Annotated in this window: 16 protein-coding genes, 1 tRNA gene and 1 pseudogene; 5 read left to right on the plus strand and 13 right to left on the minus strand. The window is 70.5% G+C overall.

The features are described from left to right. Nucleotides 1-47: 47 nt before the first annotated feature. Both FPZ22_RS12475 and FPZ22_RS12480 read left to right on the plus strand, forming a co-directional pair. On the plus strand, nucleotides 48-926 hold the full coding sequence (locus FPZ22_RS12475; protein ID WP_144893449.1) for an acyltransferase: 879 nt from the start codon (nucleotides 48-50) through the stop codon (nucleotides 924-926). A gap of 30 nt (nucleotides 927-956) precedes the next feature. Then, on the plus strand, nucleotides 957-1391 hold the full coding sequence (locus FPZ22_RS12480; RefSeq protein ID WP_144893451.1) for a hypothetical protein: 435 nt from the start codon (nucleotides 957-959) through the stop codon (nucleotides 1389-1391). 38 nt (nucleotides 1392-1429) lie between these two features. Here FPZ22_RS12480 and selD read toward each other — a convergent pair whose 3' ends face one another. The 11 genes and pseudogenes from selD to fdnG all read right to left on the minus strand — a co-directional run bounded on the left by selD (nucleotide 1430) and on the right by fdnG (nucleotide 15126). Next, nucleotides 1430-2488, minus strand: coding sequence for a selenide, water dikinase SelD (gene selD / locus FPZ22_RS12485; RefSeq protein WP_144893453.1), 1059 nt, complete (start codon nucleotides 2486-2488; stop codon nucleotides 1430-1432). 231 nt (nucleotides 2489-2719) lie between these two features. Then, nucleotides 2720-4465: a cbb3-type cytochrome c oxidase subunit I gene (locus FPZ22_RS12490; RefSeq protein ID WP_246120747.1), complete on the minus strand. Its 1746-nt coding sequence runs from the start codon at nucleotides 4463-4465 to the stop codon at nucleotides 2720-2722. Continuing rightward, nucleotides 4462-5430, minus strand: a complete 969-nt coding sequence (locus FPZ22_RS12495; protein ID WP_144893455.1) for a c-type cytochrome — start codon at nucleotides 5428-5430, stop codon at nucleotides 4462-4464. Before FPZ22_RS12495 ends, FPZ22_RS12490 begins: the two co-directional genes overlap by 4 nt. Continuing rightward, a complete protein-coding gene (locus tag FPZ22_RS12500) occupies nucleotides 5427-5708 on the minus strand; it encodes a hypothetical protein (protein ID WP_144893457.1) in 282 nt (93 codons plus the stop codon). The genes FPZ22_RS12495 and FPZ22_RS12500 overlap by 4 nt, the downstream gene beginning before the upstream one ends. Before the next feature lie 159 nt (nucleotides 5709-5867). Further along, nucleotides 5868-5963: transfer RNA gene (locus FPZ22_RS12505), tRNA-Sec, on the minus strand. A 52-nt stretch (nucleotides 5964-6015) separates the two neighbouring features. After that, a complete protein-coding gene (gene selB / locus FPZ22_RS12510; protein WP_144893459.1) occupies nucleotides 6016-7947 on the minus strand; it encodes a selenocysteine-specific translation elongation factor in 1932 nt (643 codons plus the stop codon). Further along, nucleotides 7944-9374, minus strand: coding sequence for an L-seryl-tRNA(Sec) selenium transferase (gene selA / locus FPZ22_RS12515; RefSeq protein WP_144893461.1), 1431 nt, complete (start codon nucleotides 9372-9374; stop codon nucleotides 7944-7946). Before selA ends, selB begins: the two co-directional genes overlap by 4 nt. A 3-nt stretch (nucleotides 9375-9377) precedes the next feature. Continuing rightward, a pseudogene (gene fdhE, locus FPZ22_RS12520) lies at nucleotides 9378-10240 on the minus strand (formate dehydrogenase accessory protein FdhE). Nucleotides 10241-10426: 186 nt separating this feature from the next. Continuing rightward, nucleotides 10427-11086 (minus strand): formate dehydrogenase subunit gamma, encoded by a 660-nt coding sequence (locus tag FPZ22_RS12525; RefSeq protein WP_144893464.1) that lies wholly within the window; start codon nucleotides 11084-11086, stop codon nucleotides 10427-10429. Then, a complete protein-coding gene (fdxH, locus tag FPZ22_RS12530; protein ID WP_144893466.1) occupies nucleotides 11079-12047 on the minus strand; it encodes a formate dehydrogenase subunit beta in 969 nt (322 codons plus the stop codon). The genes FPZ22_RS12525 and fdxH overlap by 8 nt, the downstream gene beginning before the upstream one ends. 10 nt (nucleotides 12048-12057) lie before the next feature. Continuing rightward, complete coding sequence (gene fdnG / locus FPZ22_RS12535; RefSeq protein WP_144893468.1) at nucleotides 12058-15126, minus strand: formate dehydrogenase-N subunit alpha; 3069 nt, start codon at nucleotides 15124-15126, stop codon at nucleotides 12058-12060. A gap of 278 nt (nucleotides 15127-15404) precedes the next feature. On the opposite strand from fdnG, the gene FPZ22_RS12540 reads away from it, so the two are divergent. Further along, a complete protein-coding gene (locus FPZ22_RS12540; protein ID WP_144893469.1) occupies nucleotides 15405-16439 on the plus strand; it encodes a histone deacetylase family protein in 1035 nt (344 codons plus the stop codon). A gap of 21 nt (nucleotides 16440-16460) precedes the next feature. On the opposite strand, the gene yghX is transcribed toward FPZ22_RS12540, so the two are convergent. Beyond that, nucleotides 16461-17348: a YghX family hydrolase gene (gene yghX / locus FPZ22_RS12545; protein WP_144893471.1), complete on the minus strand. Its 888-nt coding sequence runs from the start codon at nucleotides 17346-17348 to the stop codon at nucleotides 16461-16463. A 203-nt stretch (nucleotides 17349-17551) separates the two neighbouring features. Here yghX and FPZ22_RS12550 point away from each other — a divergent pair, with 203 nt between their 5' ends. Continuing rightward, nucleotides 17552-17788 carry a hypothetical protein gene (locus tag FPZ22_RS12550; protein ID WP_144893473.1) on the plus strand — a complete coding sequence of 79 codons (237 nt, stop codon included), beginning with the start codon at nucleotides 17552-17554 and terminating at the stop codon, nucleotides 17786-17788. Nucleotides 17789-17887: 99 nt separating this feature from the next. Next, nucleotides 17888-18418: a riboflavin biosynthesis protein RibA gene (locus FPZ22_RS12555; RefSeq protein WP_144893475.1), complete on the plus strand. Its 531-nt coding sequence runs from the start codon at nucleotides 17888-17890 to the stop codon at nucleotides 18416-18418. Nucleotides 18419-18455: 37 nt separating this feature from the next. On the opposite strand, the gene FPZ22_RS12560 is transcribed toward FPZ22_RS12555, so the two are convergent. After that, on the minus strand, nucleotides 18456-19373 hold the full coding sequence (locus FPZ22_RS12560; protein WP_144893477.1) for a LysR family transcriptional regulator: 918 nt from the start codon (nucleotides 19371-19373) through the stop codon (nucleotides 18456-18458). Nucleotides 19374-19416: the final 43 nt, after the last annotated feature.

The following is a 19416-nucleotide window of genomic DNA, read 5'->3' on the forward strand; positions in this document are numbered from 1 at the left end:
TGGATGGACACGTCACGCCCGTCACGGCCCGTCATGCGGGGCCGTCGATGAGCCGGCTGCGCGCGGCCCTGGTGCTTCTGTTCACCGTGGCCAGCATCCTCGTGCATGCGCTGCCCCTGCTCGCGGTGGCCGTCTTCAAGGCGCTGCTGCCGCTGGCGCCGGTGCGGCGCGCCTGCAACGCGGTGCTGGCGCGCATCGCCGAGAGCTGGATCGGCGTCAACAACGCGATGATCGACGGCCTGACCTCCACGCGCTTCCATGTCGGCGGCGACGAAGGGCTGCTGCCGGACGGCCACTACCTGGTGCTCGCCAACCACCAGAGCTGGGTCGACATCCTGGTGCTGCAGAAGGTGTTCAACCGCCGTATTCCGCTGCTGCGCTTCTTCCTCAAGCGGCAGCTGTTCTGGGTGCCGGTGCTTGGACTGGCGTGGTGGGCGCTCGATTTCCCGTTCATGGGCCGCTACACGCACCGCCAGGTGGCGAAGAACCCGGAGCTGGGCAGGCGCGACATGGAGGCCACGCGCCGCGCCTGCGCGAAGTTCAGGGACATGCCGGTATCGATGATGAACTTCGTCGAGGGCACGCGCTTCACGCCGGAGAAACATGCGGCGCAGGCCTCGCCCTTCCGCCACCTGCTGAAGCCGCGCGCCGGGGGCGTGGCCTTCGTGGTCGATGCGATGGGTGAAGGGCTGCACGCGCTGCTGGATGTCACCATCGCGTACCCCGGCGGGCGGCCGACGATGTTCGACCTGATGGCCGGGCGCATCCCCGAAGTGCGCGTGCACCTGCGCCAGCGGCCGATCCCGACCGATGTCGCCGGCGGTCGTTACCAGGAGGACCGCGCCGCGCGTGCCCGCTTCCAGCAGTGGCTCAACCGCCTCTGGGAGCAGAAGGACGCGGACATGGAGCGTATGCTCCGCGGCTAGGCGCCGGGGCGGCGGGGAGAGGGGGAAGTCATGGTCAACGTGCTGCGCAACGTTTCCGCAGTGGTCCTCGGCCTGGCCGTCGGCAGCGTCGTCAACATGGCGATCATCGCGCTGGGCCCGTCCCTCGTGCCGCCGCCCGCCGGCGTGGACACGACGACCGCCGAAGGACTGGCCGCGGGCATCCATCTGTTCGAACCACGGCATTTCGTCGCGCCCTTCCTTGCCCATGCACTGGGGACGCTGGCCGGTGCCTTCGCGGCCTGGCTGGTCGCGGGGAGCAGCAAGGCGGTATTCGCCTGGACGATCGGGGCGGTCTTCCTCGCCGGGGGCATGGCCGTGGCCTTCATGATCCCCGCGCCGGCCTGGTTCATCGCGGTCGATCTCCTGCTGGCCTACTTGCCGATGGCGTGGCTGGCGATCGTCGCCGGCACGCGGCTGCGGCGCGGCGGCACGGGCGTCCTCTGACGCGAGGATCCGGCCGTGGGCCTGGCGGTCGCGGCCGCTCAGCCCACCTCGACGCCCGCTGCGCCCGGGCGCACCTCGCCGACGACCGTCGCGTCGATGAAGCCTTCGCGATGGAAGACCTCGAGGACTCCGCCCAGCGACTGCGGCGCGCAGGACACCAGCAGGCCGCCGGACGTCTGCGGATCCGTGAGCAGGTCGCGCCGTGTCTTGTCGATACCGTCGCCCAGGCGCACGCCGTCGCCATAGGCGGCCCAGTTGCGGCCGGAGGCGCCGGTGATGACGCCTTCCGCGGCGAGGTCGCGCACGCCCGGCAGCCAGGGCAGGTCATCGAAGCGGATGCGCACGGTCACGCCGGCGCCGCGGGCGAGCTCCAGCGCGTGGCCGAGCAGGCCGAAGCCGGTGACGTCGGTGATCGCGTGCACGCCGCGCATCGCCGCCAGCGTCGGGCCCGGGGTGTTGAGCCGGGTGGTGGTGGCGATCATCGCTTCGTAGCCCGCGGCGTCGAGCAGGCCGCGCTTGAGCGCCGCGGACTGGATGCCCACGCCCAGCGGCTTGCCCAGCACCAGCAGGTCGCCGGGCCTGGCGTCGGCGTTGCGGCGGATGCGGTCGGGGTGGGCGATGCCCATCGCGGCCAGGCCGTAGATCGGTTCGACCGAGTCGATGCTGTGGCCGCCGGCGACCGGGATCCCGGCCTTCGCGCAGGCGTCCTCGCCGCCGCGCAGGATGTCCGCGATCACGTCATGCGGCAGCACGTTGACGGGCATGCCGACGATCGCCAGCGCCATGACCGGCGTGCCGCCCATGGCGTAGACGTCGGACAGGGCGTTGGTGGCGGCAATGCGGCCGAAGTCGTAGGGATCGTCGACGATCGGCATGAAGAAATCGGTGGTGGCGATCAGCGCCTGCTCGTCGTTGAGGCGGTAGACCGCGGCATCGTCCGAGGTGTCGGTGCCGACCAGCAGTTGCGGCCAGACCGGCGCCGGTGCGGCGCGCTTCAGCAGGTCCGCCAGCACGCCCGGCGCGATCTTGCAGCCGCAGCCGCCACCATGGGACAGCGAGGTGAGGCGGGGTGGAGTGGCTTCGGCATGGTCGGTCATGTCGTCCGCTGCGTATCGGGGGAACCCCCAGTATCGCAGCCCCCGAAGTGGAAACGCCCTGCGCGCTACAGCGGTGCGACAACTCGCCAGGGCCTCCAAAGGCCGGTGGGGCAGCCCTTGGCGGGACTGTCGGCGCCAAGGATGGCGCCGACAAGCCTCCATGGATGGATTCACGGCGTGTCCCGGCAAGGGCTGCCCCGCCGGCCCGCGGGGCGCGACTGCTCTTCCGCCCTAGGTCCGTGCGGCGGCGAACGCGGGAACCGCCTCGGTATCGCCACCGGCCACGGGTTCGCTCGCACGTGATTCCATCGACGCCAGGAAGCGCCATACGAACAGCAGAGTGACCAGCAACAGGCCCGGATAGCCCACCGAGGCCATCACGTAGGGCAGGGTCGGATTGCCGGCCTGGACGCTGGCCAGGTTGAAGCTGAGCAGGCCGAAGGTGATCACCGCGCCGAAGAACCACATCGCCAGCAACCACAGGGACGTTTCATAGCCGGTGAGGTAGCGCGCCCAGCCGGCCGCGGCCGGCACGCCGACGGATCCCGCATGCGGATCGGCATGGGGCGCGATGGCCGGGCGCCGCGGGGCGCCCGCCGCCGAAGCCGCCGGCGAGCGGTATCCCACGGTGGCCAGGTCGAAGACGATCAGGACCGTGCCCACGGCGAAGACGGTGCCGAACAGCGGGACCAGCACCTTGAAGAAGTTCATCGCCGGGAAGATGTCGCCGCCGAACCAGTCCAGCCCGAGGGTGCGGTAGGCGAACACCTGCACGGTGCCGCCGAGGGCGAAGGCGAAGCCCATGCCGAGCATGCCGGTGAACACCAGCCAGAACGCGATCTTGCCCAGGCGCTCGTCGAAGCCGGGCGCGCCACGCATCAGCGGGATCGCGTAGTACGCCGCCGCGATCACGACCATGCCGAAGGTGCCGAACAGCGCCAGGTGGCCGTGCGCGGGCGTGACCCAGGTGCCGTGCGACCAGACATTGGTCAGGGCGAAGGTCATGGTGAAACCGAGGATGCCGGCGCCGACCTGCTCCAGCACCACCGAGCCGAGGATGAAGTAGAACGCGGGCGCGTTCTTCAGCGGCTTGCGGTCGTGGTGCGCGTCGAGGTAGATGTGCCAGAAGCAGAAGATCAGCGGCAGCGGCTCGAGCGCGCTGAACAGCGAGCCCCAGAACTGCCAGAACTCGGGCGTGCCGATCCAGAAGTAGTGGTGGGCGTTGCCGATCAGTCCCGACAGCCACACCAGCGACACGCCCCAGAACACCGCGTAACCGACGGTCTTGACCTTGGCGTCGAACAGCAGCACCAGCAGGAAGGCGACCATCGCGATGTGCAGCACTTCCCACACGCCTTCAACCCAGTAGTGGACCACGTACCAGCGGAAGTACTCGCTCATGTCCAGGCGTTCGATGAAGAACATGCCGAAGACCCAGACGACCGTGAGCGCGACCACGCCCAGCCCCAGCGCCCAGTGGATCTCGTTCCACTCCTTGCGCGGCGGGAAGGTCCGCAGCACCACGTAGGCCAGGATCGAGAAGCCGATCAGGATCACGACGTCGGCGACGCGCCCGGCCTCGATGTATTCCAGGCCCTCGTGCAGCCACGGTTGCCCCATCCACCAGCCGGACGTGCCCGTGCGCGCGAAGCCCTGGGCGAAGATGTTCCACAGGGTGACCGCGACCAGGGCGACGAACAGGAATCTGATCAGCCACGGCGCGGCCAGTTCCCGCTTCGACAGCAGCGGCCCGATGAACAGGATCGTGCCGATGAAGCCCGACAGGATCCAGATGATGCCGAGGTTGAGGTGCTCGGCGCGTGCGATGTTGAAGGCGAGCCTGCCGGCCAGCAGCGCAGGGTCGATGTGCTGCAGCGCGAGCAACATCCCGAATCCGACCTGGACGATGAACAGCACCAGCATCAACATGAAGAAGCGCATGCTCAGGCGCTGGGTGTCGTACTGGATCTGGATCATTGTCCTTCTCCCGACAGCGTGCGGATGTAGGCGACGATCGCCGCGACCTGGTCGTCGTCGAGCATGGTGTCGTAGCTCGGCATCGTGCCCGCCGCATAGCCGGCCGCGATGTGCTCGTTGGGGTTGCGGATCGAGGTCGCCACGTAGGCGTCGTCGACTTCGATGGTGCTGCCGTCGCCGAGCGTGATCGTTGAGCCATGCAGGCCGCCCCAGCCGGGTCCGACCATGCTGCTCGAGTCGCTGGCGTGGCAGGCGACGCAGCCGAACTCGCTTGCGATCCGCTTGCCGAGGGCGGCGGGATCGTCCGGCGCGGCGGACGCTGCGACCATGGCGACCGTGCCCGCGGAGGCATCGGCGACGCCCGGCATCGGCGTGGCCAGCGCGAACCGGAGTCCGTCCACCCTGGGCTTCGGTGGCCAGCCTTCGGTGTTCATCTCCGAGGTGTACTTCAGGAAGGCGATCAGGCGACCAACCTCGCCCTCGCGGAAGGGCAGGTTGGGCATGTGGCTGGCGCTTCCGCCGCGGCGCCGCACGCGCTCGGCCGCGGCGGGATAGCGCCTGAAGTACTCGTCCAGCGAGCTGGTTCCGCTGGCCGCCGCCACTTCAGGCCGCTGCAGCTGCACCTGCACGGCCGGACCGGTGGGCCAGCCGGCGGGCGAGGGCAGGAACGCCTCCAGCCAGGCAGGGCCGGCGGCCTGCCAGGTGTTGGTCAGGTCCGGGCCGAAGTACGCGCCATTGCCCACGATGGTGTGGCATCCCATGCAGTTGTAGGCCTGGAACACGCGTTTTCCTTCCACCGCGTCGTGGGCGCCATAGCTGACGTTGGCGGGAACCAGCTGTCCCCGCGAATCGAGGAAGGAGAACACGGACAGCGCGCCGAAGATCAGCGCCATCAGGAGCAGGACCCACAGCGCCCTGCGGCGCTTGAGTCCTTCCTCGCAGGGCTTGCCCGGGGCGCAGGTCATGGCCCGTCCTCCCCGGTGGTGGCGGCGCCGGCTGCGGCTGCGGCGGCCGCTGCGGCCTCGGCGTGCTCGATCGCGTCGTGCTCGAACAGCGTGCGCAAGGCACCGATGAAGACGTAGGACACGTAGGCCGCCAGCAGGAGGCCGATGGCGAAGTAGGCCAGCCAGGCCAGGCGTGATTCGGGCCAGTACTGGTGATCCCGCCAGTAGGGCCAGGACAGCAGGAGTGCTCCCGCGCTGGCAAGGATGGATACGACCAGGTCGATGATGCGGACGCGCATGAGCCCCCCCTGCCCGGCGGCCCCTTCGTCGATTGCCGACGCGGTCTTCGCGAGCGCTTGTCAATCCCTGGGCTGAAGCTGATCCCCAACGCGCCGGCTTTCCTTGACCTGGGTCAAGTGGAGGGCAGATCGGCGGACGTCCGCGGGATCGCGGGGAGATGGCGGAAGACAACAGGAGTCGAACCTGCCTGGGAGCGGCTGACGCCCCCAACCGGGTTTGAAGCCCGGCCGCGCCACCGGGCGCGCTTGCCTTCCAGGAATGCTTCGACGGCGCGGCGTGGCGCCGGAAGCGATGAGGGCCAAGCTATCACACGCCGTCGCGCAGGGACTGCAGCCAGGCGCTGTCCTCGCGCAGCACGTGGCTGTCGCGCACGCGGCGGGTGAGGCCGGCGCGGTCGAGGTACTCGAGGATCTGGATGGCGCGCTTGCGGCCCAGTCCCGTGGCGTCCCGGAAGCGCGCGGCTTCCACGGCCCCGTCGCGCTCGGCGATGTCGCGGGCCAGCGTGGCCAGCTCGCGCACGCGGTCGGGGTGGTAGAAGAGGTCGCGCACCACCTGCACAGCCAGGCCCTGCAGCGCGAGCGTGCGCAGCAGCCGGCGCACGCGCTCCTCGGTCACGGCCTCGGTGCCGGCCAGGTCTCGCACCCAGGGCGGGCTGTAGCCGGCCTCGGCCAGGCGAACGAGCAGGCGCCGGGCGAGCTCGGCGTCGGCCTCGTCCAGGGTGATGCTGTGGCCGGGCAGGTGCAGCCAGTGGCCGTTGCGGCGCAGCCGGCCTTCGGCGACCAGACCGTCGAGCAGCACCTGCCACAGCGCCGCCGGCGCGATGGGCAGGGCGATGCGGCGCAGGCGCGCGGCCTCGGGTCCGGGTTCGTCGGGGGAGTCGATGTGGAAGCCGGCCAGCGCCTCTTCGACGCGCGACCGCAGCGCCTCGAGATGTGCGCCGGCGATGGCGATCCGGGGACCGTTGCGCGGTGCCAGCCAGTGCGCGCCCTCGGGCAGCCGAAGCCGCTCCGGCGGCTGGCCGGCGAGGCGCAGCAACGCGGCCTCGTCGACGCCGTGCTCCGCGTGCCGCAGCAGCGGTTCGAGGCCTTCGCCGTCGAGCATCGCCGTGATGCCGTCCAGCCAGGCGATCCGCTGCGGCGAGCGCCGCCGGCGCGCAGGGGCGTTCGGGTCGAGGACGCGGCCCCCGCCGATGGTGCGGCTGGCCCGGGCGTCGCGGACGATGAAGCGGTCGCCGGGCGCAGCGCACAGGGCCTCGTCGAACACCAGCTGCACCCGGCCTTCGTCCCCGGGCACGAGTTCGCCGTCGGACAGCGGCACCGCGTGAGCGAGCCGGCGCGCGGTGCCGAGGTGCACGTGCAGCGGCGCCCAGTTGCCCACCGCGGCGCCGGCGTCGGAGAGCAGGCGCAGCTCGACGTCGATGTTGCGCGTGGGCAGGAAGGCGCGCGCGTCGGCGATCCAGTCGCCGCGTCCGATGGCGTCCTTGTCGACGCCTGCGAGGTTGAGCGCACAGCGCTGGCCGGCGTGGCCCTCGGCGCTGGGCCGGTTCTGGGCGTGGATCGAACGTACGCGCACCGGCCGGCCCGCGGGCGCCAGCACCAGCCGCGCATCCTCGTCGCCGACGGCCACGCGGCCGCCGTGGACGGTGCCGGTCACCACCGTGCCGTGGCCGGCCAGGGTGAAGGCGCGGTCCACGGCGAGCCGGAACAGGCCGTCGGCGTCGCGCGCGCGCCAGGCTGCGGCCTGCGCGTGCAGGTGTGCGCGCAGGGCGTCGATGCCGGGATCACGGGCGGCGGTGGCGCTGACGGCGAAGACCGGCGCATCGGCCAGCGGCCCGCCCTGCAGCAGGGCCTGCAGCTGCACCCGCACCTCCCCCAGGCGCGCGGCGTCGGCGCGGTCGGCCTTGGTCAGGGCCACGGCGCCCCGGCTGACGCCGAGCAGGCCGAGGATCGCCAGGTGCTCGCGGGTCTGCGGCATCACGCCGTCATCGGCGGCCACCACCAGCAGCCCGAAGTCGATGCCCGAGGCCCCGGCGGCCATGGTGTGCACCAGCTTCTCGTGGCCGGGCACGTCGATGAAGCCGAGCACGTCGCCGTCGGCCAGGGGCGCGTAGGCATAGCCGAGTTCGATCGAGATGCCGCGCGCCTGTTCCTCCTTCAGGCGGTCGGTCTCGACGCCGGTGAGCGCGCGCACCAGGGTGGTCTTGCCATGGTCGATGTGGCCGGCGGTGCCGACGATCACGCCCGGAGTTCCTCCAGCTGCGAGGCGAAAACCGCTTCGTCGGCCTCCTCGAGGCAGCGCAGGTCGAGCCACAGCGCGTCGTCGGCGATACGTCCGATCACCGGTCGCGGCAGGTCGCGAAGCGCCTTCGCCAGGCCCTCGAGCGCGCGGCCGCGGCTGCCCCTGCCGGCGAAGCGCAGCGCCAGGCCGGCGCTGGGCAGCGCCTCGACCGGCATTGCGCCGCTGCCGATCTGGCTGGACATCGGCGCGATCGCCACGGCCCACGCGTCGCCCAGTGCACGCTGCACGGGGGCGAGCAGCCGCTGCGCCTGCCCGTGGATCGCCGCCTGCGGCCGCAACATCAGCCGCAGCGTGACCAGCCGCTCCGGCAGGAACTCGGGTGTGCGGTACAGGGCCAGCACCGGCTCCAGCGCCGCCAGGGTGAGCTTGCCCACGCGCAGCGCGCGCTTGAGCGGGTTCTTGCGGATCTTCGCGATCAGGTCGGCGCGGCCGACCAGCAGCCCGGCCTGCGGGCCGCCCAGCAGCTTGTCGCCGCTGAAGGCGACCAGGTCGGCGCCGGCCGCCAGGGTTTCGCGCACCGTGGGCTCGTGCGGGAGCCCCCAGCGCGCCGGGTCGACCAGGCTGCCGCTGCCGAGGTCCACGGCCAGCGGCAGGCCGTGCGCATGGGCGATCCCGGCGACCTGCACGGAATCGACGCTGCGGGTGAAGCCCGTGATCGCGTAATTGCTGCAATGGACCTTCATCAGCATCGCGGTGCGCGGGCCGATGGCATTGGCGTAGTCCGCCGGATGCGTGCGGTTGGTGGTGCCGACCTCGACCAGCTTCGCGCCGGCGCGGGACATGATGTCGGGGATGCGGAACGCGCCGCCGATCTCCACCAGCTCGCCGCGCGACACGATCACTTCGCGGCGGTTGGCCAGGGCGTTGAGCATCAGCAGCACCGCGGCGGCGTTGTTGTTGACGACGGTCGCGGCCTCGGCGCCGGTGAGCTCGCACAGCAGGCCCTCGACGAGCTCGTCGCGATCACCGCGGCCGCCGCGCTCGAGGTCGAACTCCAGCGCCACCGGTGCGGTCATCGCGCGCAGCACCGACTGCACCGCTTCGTCCGGCAGCAGTGCGCGGCCGAGGTTCGTGTGCAGCACGGTCCCGGTGAGGTTGAAGACGGTGCGCAGGCGCGGCCGCGAGGCCTCGTCCAGCGTCCGCCCGAGCCCGGCCGCGAGCGCCGCCGGCTCGAGCGCGTCGCGCCGCAGCGTTCCCGCGCGCGCTGCGCCGCGCAGTTCATCCAGGCGCGCGCGCAGGGCGTCGGTCACCCGGGACGTGCCATGGCGTGCCGCCAGTCCGCCGAAGGACGGATCCTTCAGCAGGCGGTCGAGCGAGGGAATGTCGCTCGCCGCGGCTCCTGCACCGCCTTCACCCGCCGCTGCCACCGCTCAGTCTCCGGTGTCCTGCCAGAGCAGGGGATTGCCGCTGCGGCGCTCGAAGCCCTCGTCGCCCATCAGCACGTCCAGGGCCAGGCTGCCGAGATCGTCGGCCACCGGCTCCATGAACGGATCCTTCTCCTGGTAGAAGATCTTGCGATAGCTCTTGCAGCCCTTGCAGGATTCGGCCTTGACGCCTTCGCGACCGCCTTCGATGAAGTGGTAGGCGATGCCCTTGGTGCTGGCGCAGTGCGAGCACTTGACCCGCTCCAGGTGCCATTCGCAGCTGCACAGCGGGCAGCACAGGTAGCGGAAGCCGTCGTGCGCGCCGCCGATGCGCACCATGCTGGCCACCGGCGGCGTGCCGCAGGTGGGGCAGAGGCCGAAGGCTCCGACCGGAAGCTGCGATTCCTCGAGGCCCGCGGCCATCGCCGTCCAGTACACCTGCAGCGCGGCCATCACGAAGGGCGCCGGCGCGACATCGGCGCCTTCGACGCGGCCGGCGAGAAGGGCGTCGGCCATGCCCTCGATGCGCCCCGGGGATTCTTCGAGGGTGCGGCGCAGTGCGGTGCAGGCCTCGACCGCCTGCGCCGGCGTGTCGGCGTGGCCGGCGACTTCGGCCAGCAGCCTGTCCAGCAGTCCACGCCAGGCCGGATCGCGCGCCAGGCCGGTGGCCGGCAGGGGGGCATGTCGTGCTTCTTCGCCTGCGCGAGCGTGTCCGGCCCGATCGCCGGCGGCGTGAACTCCCTGAGCGCGCGCTGCTGGGCGTCGGCCAGGCAGGCCATCAGCCGGAGGTAGTCGGCGATCGCGCTCGTTTCCGCCAGGCTGCGCAGGCGCGCGGCGCGGTCCGAGAACACGCCGGCGCGCTCGGGCATGCGCAGGCGGGGGATGCGGGTGTGGTCGAGATTCTCGATTTCGCCTCGCGGCAGGATGCGTGGCACGGTGCCTCCATCAGGAGCGTGGAAATAAGACGGCGCGCCGCAGGGCGCGCCGGTTGGCCCCCGAAGGGGCAGGTTAGGGCATCGGAGCCGGCCACGGCAAAGCCGCGGCCGGCCCGGGACTCACTTCCGGCCGGCTTCGCGGTCGATGTCGCGCAGCCACCCGCGGTGGTGCTTCCAGGCCCAGCCGCGGCTGACCCGGCCGCGCACCATGGCGCCCATCGAACCCTTGACCCAGAACGCGGAGTAGGCGTGGAAGATGATCATGCAGATGATCACCGTGGCCAGGATCGCATGGACCACCGAGGCGAAGCGGATGACCGTGACCGTGAACGCCGGGGCGAACCACGGCTGCCACATCACGATGCCGGTGGCGAGCAGCCCGAGCATGCACAGCACCAGGCCCCAGAACAGCACCTTCTGGCCCGCGTTGTAGCGGCCCACCTCCGGCAGCTTCTCCTCGCGGCCGGCGGCGACGTCGTCGATCTGGCGCAGCCACTGGCGGTCGCGCGCGTCGATCCGGTTCGAGCCCAGCATGCGGAACGCGAACAGGAAGAACACCAGGAACATGAAGACGCCGATGAAGGGATGCAGCACGCGCGTCCATGGCCCGCCGCCGAACAGGGCGTAGAGCCAGCTCATGGCGGGGTGGTACAGGGCCAGGCCGGACAGCGCCGCCAGCACGAAGCTGATCGCGATCAGCCAGTGGTTGGTGCGCTCGTTGGCGCTGTAGCGGACGATCTCGCGCGGATGCCCGCGTTCCGTGCGGATGGGCTCAGCCATGGCGATGCTCCTCTTCGCGCGCGCGTTCCAGGGTGCCGGGCGGGTATTCGCCCGCCGGCGGGCCATCGGCCAGGGACGCCTCGGCCTCGCGCTCGTCCACCTCGCTCACCGTGTTGCGACCAGTGCGGATGAAGTGGAAGAAGCCGATGACCGCGGTGAACGCCATCGCCGCCAGGCCCAGCGGCTTGGCCGCGCCCTTCCACAGCGCGACCATGGGGCTGATCGTGGGATTCTCCGGCAGGTCGCTGTACAGCCCCGGCTTGTCGGCGTGGTGCAGCACGTACATCACGTGCGTGCCGCCGACACCCGCCGGGTCGTACAGGCCTGCGTTCTCGAAGCCGCGCGAATTGAGATCGACGATGCGTTCCGCGGCGTGGTCGGTCATCGCCTCCTTGGTGCCGAACATGATCGCGCCGGTCGGGCACACCTTGGCGCAGGCCGGCGACTGGCCGACGGCCACGCGGTCCGAGCACAGGGTGCACTTGTAGGCCTTGTTGTCCTTCTTCGAGATCCGCGGGATGTCGAAGGGGCAGCCGGTGATGCAGTAGCCGCAGCCGATGCAGTTTTCCTGGTGGAAGTCCACGATGCCGTTGGTGTACTGGACGATCGCGCCCGGCGAGGGGCAGGCCTTCAGGCAGCCGGGGTCCTCGCAGTGCATGCAGCCGTCCTTGCGGATCAGCCACTCCAGGTTGCCGTCGTCGGTCTCGTGCTCGGCGAAGCGCATCAGCGTCCACGACTGCGCGGTGAGGTCGGCCGGGTTGTCGTAGACGCCGACGTTGTCGCCGATGTCGTCGCGCAGGTCGTTCCACTCCATGCACGCCACCTGGCAGGCCTTGCAGCCGATGCACTTGGTGGTGTCGATCAGCTTGGCCACCGAGCCGCCGGCGTGCGGCTCGCGCACGCCGGGCGGTTCATACGTGGTCGCGGAGCGCCGCTTGATGTCGAGGGATTGCAGTGCCATGGCGGGGCTCCTATGCCTTTTCCACGTTCACCAGGAACGACTTGAACTCGGGTGTCTGCGAGTTGCCGTCGCCCACCGATGGCGTGAGGGTGTTGGTCAGGTAGCCCGGCTTGGTGATGCCGGTGAGCCCCCAGTGCAGCGGGATTCCGACGTGGTGCACGGTCTTCCCGTCGACCTTGAGCGCGCGGATGCGCTTGGTCACCACCGCCACCGCCACGATGTGGCCGCGCTTGGACGAGACGCGGACGCGGTCGCCGTGGGACACGCCGATCTCGTTCGCCAGGCCTTCGCCGATCTCGACGAACTGCTCGGGCTGGAGGATGGCGTTGAGGCGGACGTGCTTGGTCCAGTAGTGGAAGTGTTCGGTCAGGCGGTAGGTGGTGCCCACGTACGGGAACTCGTCCACCGTGCCCATGGTCGCCATGTCGGAGTCGAACACGCGCGCGGCCGGGTTGCTGGTGGCGGCGGGCGTGTCCGGGTTCAGCGGGTTGTAGCCCAGCGGAGTCTCGAACGGCTCGTAGTGCTCCGGGAACGGACCCTCGGCCATGCCGCCGCGGGCGAAGAACCGTGCCACGCCCTCGGGGTTCATGATGAAGGGCCCCATGCCACCGGCGGGATCCTCGTCGCCCTTGAAGTCGGGGACGTCGGAGCCGGTCCAGGAGGTTCCGTTCCACCACACCAGCGGCCGCTTCGGGTCGAAGGGCTTGCCGGACGGGTCCGCGGAGGCGCGGTTGTAGAGGATGCGGCGGTTGGCCGGCCACGCCCAGGCCCACTTCAGGGTCTGGCCGATGCCGGTCGGGTCGCTGTTGTCGCGCCGCGCCATCATGTTGCCGTCCTGGGTCCAGGCACCGGCATAGATCCAGCAGCCGCTGGACGTGCTGCCGTCGTCGCGCAGCTCGCCGAAGCCCGACACCTGCTCGCCGCGGCGGCGGGCGATGCGGGTCGGGTCGCGCGGGTCCGCGAGGTCGGTCAGCGCCCGGCCGTTGTACTCCATCGCCAGCTCGGCGGCGGAGGGGTGCAGGGGCTGGGCATGGTTCCAGGTCAGGTTCAGGACCGGATCGGGGAAGGCGCCGCCTTCGGTGCGGTACATCTCCCGCATCCGCATGAACAGCCGGGCCATGATCTCGATGTCGGTCTTCGCCTGGCCGGGCGGCTCCGCGCCCTTCCAGTGCCACTGCAGCCAGCGGCCGGAGTTCACCAGCGCGCCTTCCTCCTCGGCGAAGCAGCTGCTTGGCAGGCGGAAGACCTCGGTCTGGATGGCCGAAGGGTCGACGTCGTTGGCGTCGCCGAAGTTCCTCCAGAACTCGGAGGTGTCGGTGGCCAGCGGGTCGATCACGACCATGAACTTCAGCTTCGACAGCGCCGAGATCATCTTGGCCTTGTTCGGCGCCGCCGCCAGCGGGTTGAAGCCCTGGCAGATGTAGCCGTTGACCTTGCCCTGGTCCATCAGCTCGTAGGTCTGGAGCATGTCGTAGGGCTTGTCGAGCTTGGGCAGGTAGTCGAAGGCCCAGTCGTTCTCCGCGGTGGCGGCGTCGCCGTACCAGGCCTTCATCAGGCTGACGTGGAACTTCGGGTAGTGCTGCCAGTAGCTGAGCTGGTTTTCCCGCAGCGGCTTCTGCGTGCGCGAAGCGATGTACGTGCCGTACTCCTGCTCGTGCTCGCCGGGCAGGGTGAGGTAGCCCGGCAGCAGGTTGGACATCAGCCCCAGGTCGGTCAGGCCCTGGATGTTGGAATGCCCGCGCAGCGCGTTCATGCCGCCGCCGGCGATGCCGATGTTGCCCAGCAGCAGCTGCAGCATCGCGCCGGTGCGGATGATCTGCGAACCGATCGAGTGCTGCGTCCAGCCCAGGGCGTAGAGGATGGTCGCGGCACGGTCGGCGCGGGCGGTGGACGCCAGCATGTCGACCACGGTGTGGAACTGCTCCTGCGTGGTGCCGCAGACGCGCTCCACCATCTCCGGCGTGTAGCGGGCGTAGTGCTTCTTGAGCAACTGGTAGACGCAGCGCGGGTGCTGCAGCGTCGGGTCGGTGACGACGTAGCCGTCGGCGCCGCGCTCGTACTCCCAGGTCGCCTTGTCGTAGCGGCGGCGCTCGGCGTCGTAGCCGGAGTAGATGCCGCCCTCGAAGGCGAAGTCCTCGCGCACCACGAAGCTCATGTCCGTGTAGTTGCGGACGTACTCGTGGTGGATGCGGTCGGTCTCGAGCAGGTTGCTGATCGCCGCGCCCAGGAACACGATGTCCGTGCCCGTGCGGATCGGGGCGTAGTAGTCCGCGACCGACGCCGAGCGGTTGAACCGCGGGTCGACCACGATCAGCTTGGCGCCATTATTCGCCTTGGCTTCGGTGACCCACTTGAACCCGCAGGGATGGGCCTCGGCCGCGTTGCCGCCCATGATCAGCACAACGTCCGCGTTCTTGATGTCGACCCAATGGTTCGTCATCGCTCCACGGCCAAACGTCGGGGCAAGACCTGCCACCGTCGGGCCGTGTCAAACGCGGGCCTGGTTGTCGAATGCGAGCAGGCCGAGCGCGCGCGCGACCTTGTGGGTGATGTAGGCGGTCTCGTTGCTGGTGGCCGAGGCCGCGAGCATGCCGGTGGTGAGCCAGCGGTTGACCGTCCTGCCCTCGGGCGTCTGCGACACGAAGTTGGCGTCGCGGTCGTCCTTCATCAGGCGTGCGATGCGCTCGAGCGCGTCGTCCCAGCTGATCGGCTCCCATGTGTCGGAGCCGGGCGCCCGGTATTCCGGCTGCTTGAGCCGGTTCGGGCTGTGGATGAAGTCGACCAGGCCGGCACCCTTGGGACACAGTGTGCCGCGGTTGACCGGATGGTCGGGATCGCCCTCGATGTGGACGATGCTTGAGGCGGCGTTCTTGGCGCCGTCGCCGAGGCCGTACATCAACAGGCCGCAGGCAACCGAACAGTAGGGACAGGTGTTCCGGGTCTCGGTCATGCGCGCCAGCTTGAACTGGCGGACTTCGGCCATGGCCGGTGCAGGACTTGCACCGAGCAGCGCCAGGCTGGAGCCGGCGAGGCTGGTGCCCGAGACCTTGAGGAACTGCCGTCGATTCATGCTGACCATGAAGCGATCCTCGAGTCGTGGTGGCTGGACGGCCCGGACGATTCCGGGCCCGTCTTGCTGGGATTCCGCGTTCGGCGCCGGGGCGCGAAGAGTGGAATTCCAAAAGGCAGCATAGTCCTCGTTCGAGACAAGGTAAACCGCGGTCGGCGCGTCCAATCGGTCGCATATATGAGGTCGCCGGACGCCATAGGCGGCGCCCCGTCCGGCCGCCTGGACGCGTATTGGAGCGACTCCGCCAGCGGCTAGAATCGCGGGTCCCCGTGCGCTCCGGAAACCCGATGCAGATTGTCCATTCGCCCTTGCACGTCCGCCACTCCGACGGAGTGGAACTCCATCGCGGCGAGCTCGTGCCGTGCTACGAGAAGCCCGAGCGCGCCGAATATATCCGCGAAGCCCTTGTCGACGCCGGGCATGCCTTCGTCGAGCCGCGCAACTTCGCCGTCGAGACGCTGCATCGTGTCCACGACCCAGCCTTCGTCGCCTTCCTGAGCACCGCCCACGCGCGCTGGCGCGAAGAGGGGCGCGACGGGTCCATGCTGCCCAGCGGGTTCCCCGCTCGCAGCCTGCGCCGCGACCGCGTGCCCGAGGGCATCAACGGCGCGATGGGCTATTACGCCTTCGACGCCGGCACGCCGATCGTCGAAGGCACCTGGGACGCGGCCTTCGCCTCCGCGCAGTGCGCGATGACCGCGGCCGCGCTGGTCGCCGAAGGCATGCCGGCCGCCTATGCGCTGTGCCGGCCGCCCGGCCACCACGCCGCGCGGGGTGCCTACGGCGGCTACTGCTTCCTCAACAATTCGGCGCTGGCTGCGCAGGAGCTGCGGGACCGCGGCTTCGGCAGGGTCGCGGTGCTCGACGTCGACTATCACCACGGCAACGGCACCCAGGACATCTTCCAGGAGCGCGGCGACGTGTTGACCGTGTCCATCCACGGCACGCCCGAAACCGAGTACCCGTACTTCCTGGGCTTCGCCGACGAGCGTGGCAGCGGGGAGGGCGAGGGCTGCAACCTCAATCTGCCGTTGCCGCGTGGGACCGGCTGGGAGGCATGGTCGGCGGCCCTGGACACGGCGCTGGAGGCGGTCGCTGCGTTCCGCGCCGAGGCACTGGTGGTGCCGCTGGGCGTGGACACCTACGAAGGCGACCCGATCAGCGCCTTCGGCCTGCGCGAGGAGCACTTCCCCATGATCGGCGCCCGGCTGGCGGCGGCCGGCCTGCCCACGGTGCTGGTGCAGGAAGGGGGCTACGCGGTGAGGGAGATCGGCACCAACGTGGCGGGCGTGCTGGGGGCGTTCGAGCGTGGCGCCGGCTGACGCGGCCATGCCGCGCCGGCTTCAGGCCAGGTGGCGCCGGAACCAGGCGAGCGTACGCTCCCAGGCGAGGTTCGCCGCGGCCTCGTCGTAGCGCGGGGTGGAGTCGTTGTGGAAGCCGTGGACGGTGCCGGGATAGAAGTGCGCCTCGTACGGGGTGCCCGCCGCCTTCAGCGCGGCCTCGTACGCCGGCCAGGTGGCATTGATCTGGGGATCCTCCTCGGCGAAGTGCATCAGCAGGGGTGACTTGATCTTCGGCACGTCGGCGGGATCGGCCTGGCGGCCGTAGAAGGGCACGGCCGCGGCCAGTTCCGGATAGGCGACGGCAGCCGCGTGGCAGACGCCGCCGCCGTAGCAGAAGCCGGTGATGCCGACCCTTGCCGTGGTCCGCGGTTCGCGCAGCAGGAATTCGATCGCGGCGAAGAAGTCGTTCATCAGCTTTTCCGGATCGACCTGGCGCTGCAGTTCGCGGCCGCGGTCGTCGTTGCCCGGATAGCCGCCCACGGAGCTGAGGCCGTCGGGCGCGAGCGCCGCGTAGCCGGCCTTGGCCACGCGTCGCGCGACGTCCTCGATATACGGATTCAGGCCGCGGTTCTCGTGCACCACGACAACGCCGGGCACGGGAGCTTTCGCGCCGGCGGGCATGACCAGGTAGCCGCGCACGTCGCCGTGGCCGTTGGGCGAGGGGTAGGTGATGTACCGGGCCACGATCGCGGGATCGGTGAACGACACCTGGGCCGCCAGCGCGTAGTCGGGGCTGAGCGCGGCCAGCACGGCGACGGCGGACATGCCGCCCAGGGCAAGCGCAGCGGCGCGGTCGAGGAACTGGCGCCGGCTGATGCGGCCGTGCACGTAGCCGTCGTAGAGCTCGAGCAGTTCGGGGGAGAAGTCCTTCGCCGTCAGACGGGTCATGCGCGTGCTCCTCCGGGTCTGGCGATGCCGGGCGGCCCCTTATACCGCGCCGGCGGGCACGGAATCGTCACCGGCGCGGTCTCGCGGTCGGGCAGCGCCGGACCGGACCGCCCCGCGCTTGATCCCGGTCAATGACCTGGCGAGCGCCCGACGCCGATCATCGCGGCGGCCGGGCATGCCGGCGACATCCCCAGGAGATCCCGATGCAGTTCGAACTCACCGGCAAGCCGGACCCCGCCATGCTCGCGACCGCCCTGCGCCCGCTCGACCCCGGTGCGAAGCTCGCCCTCGACGCGGAGAGCGGCCGCCTGGAAGTGCTTGCGAACGCGAGCAGCGAGCAGGTGGTGGCGGCGCTGCGCCAGGTCGGCTACACGGCCACGCCGCTGGAGCACGACGTCCACATCAGCGGCGGCAGCACCTGCTGCGGCGGCTGCGGCTGAGGGACCTCAGGGGGAGGGCGCGTGCGATGCGCGCGCCCGCTCACGCCGGAGGGACGGGCGTCCTGCAATGATCGGTCCGGGCCATCAGGAACCCGGGCCGTGTCCGACAACCCCCTGACCGGAGAGGTCTCGAACAGCAAGCTCGCGGCGGTCTTCGACAGCGCCGCGGCGGCGCGGGATGCGGCCGCGGCCCTCGTCGCCGATATCGGCCTGCAGCAGATGCAGGTCAAGGTGATCGAACCCGACGAGCCCGACGCCAACATCAAGCTCGAGCCGGAGGGCCGCGGCATCTGGCGCACCATCCTGATCGCGCACCTGAGGCTGGGCATCGCCGGCGCGGTGGCCGGCGCCATCGCCTTCGGGATCATGATGTGGGCCGGGCTGCCGTTCGTGACGCGTTCCCCGGTGGCCGCGGCGCTGGTGACGATCTTCTTCGCGACCGTCGGCGGGCTGATGCTTGGCGGCCTGGTCTCGATACGGCCCGACCACGACCGCTATGTCCAGGCCACGCACGACGCGATGGATGCGCGCCGCACCACCGTGGTCGTGCATGCGCTGTCGCACGACGAGCAGCAGCGGGCCCGGTCCTTCCTGGTGCAGCGCGGCGGCGAGGTGACCGGCACGCTCTGACGGCGGAGGCCGGCCCCGTGCCCGGGCACGGAGGTGCTCAGCCCGGTGCGGGAATCACGGGCCTGCCGTTGGCGAAGGCTTCGGCGAGGTAATCGATCATGACCCGCACCTTGGCCGGCGGCCGCCGGTCGGGCGGGTAGAGCACGTGGATGCCGCCGAGATCCATCGCCGGCCGGTCCAGGTCGAGCCTCACCAGTTCGCCGCGCGCCAGCGCCGCGCCGACGATGAATTCCGGCTGGTAGACGATTCCCTGGCCGCGGACGGCCGCGGCCAGCAGGGCGTCGCCGTTGTTCGCAAGCAGGTTGCCGCGGACCGGCACGCGGACTTCGCCCTTGCTGCCGAAGGCCCAGTGATCCCGGCTTTGGGTGCCGGACAGGGTGTAGCCCAGGCAGTTGTGCTGGACCAGTTCGGCCACGCGGCGCGGCACGCCGCGCCGGTCCAGGTAGGCCGGGGAGGCGCAGACCAGCATCGGACTGTCGCCCAGCTTCCGCGCCTGCAGCGGACTGTCGGCGAGGCGCCCGATCCGGACCGCCAGGTCCCAGCTGCCCGCGATCAGATCCAGTTCGGCGTCGCTCAGGCCCAGTTCCACCGTCACCTCGGGGTGGCGCCGGCAGAACCCGGGGATCAGCGGCGCCACGAAGCAGCGGCCGAAGGAGAGCGGCACGTTCATGCGCAGCAGTCCGGTCGCCTTGGTGCGCTGCGAGGCCGCGGCGGCCTCGGCCTCGTCGATCTCCGGAAGGATGCGCAGGCAGGCGTCCAGATAGTCGCTGCCGGCCTCGGTCAGGGCCAGGCGGCGGGTCGTGCGGTGGAACAGCTTCACGCCCAGCCGGGCCTCGAGCGCGTTGACATGCTTGGTCGCCATCGCCGGCGACATGCCGAGGTGGCGCGCGGCCGCGGAAAGGCTGCCATCGGTGGCGGCGCGGACGAAGACGCGCATGCTGGTGATCCGGTCCATGCGGCAATCTAACACTCAGAGTGTGAGGTGTTGCTGCCTGCTG

Origin of the sequence: Luteimonas granuli, from assembly GCF_007795095.1 — a bacterium.
GTDB lineage: Bacteria > Pseudomonadota > Gammaproteobacteria > Xanthomonadales > Xanthomonadaceae > Luteimonas > Luteimonas granuli.